This is a genomic window from Enterobacter sp. E14S (genome assembly GCF_055666685.1).
In genome coordinates, this window is sequence record NZ_JBVODQ010000038.1 from 1 (window position 1) to 262 (window position 262).

Sequence of the window (262 nt, forward strand, 5' to 3'; positions counted from 1 at the left end):
CCGAGGAAAAGAAATCAACCGAGATTCCCCCAGTAGCGGCGAGCGAACGGGGAGCAGCCCAGAGTCTGAATCAGCTTGTGTGTTAGTGGAACGGTCTGGAAAGTCCGGCGATACAGGGTGATAGCCCCGTACACGAAAATGCACAGGTTGTGAACTCGAAGAGTAGGGCGGGACACGTGGTATCCTGTCTGAATATGGGGGGACCATCCTCCAAGGCTAAATACTCCTGACTGACCGATAGTGAACCAGTACCGTGAGGGAA

The 262-nt window shown here is 54.2% G+C and carries 1 rRNA gene; it reads left to right on the top strand.

The window, feature by feature from the left end:
• Window positions 1-262: ribosomal RNA gene (locus tag ACZ6J2_RS21895) — 23S ribosomal RNA — on the top strand; the annotation flags it as partial.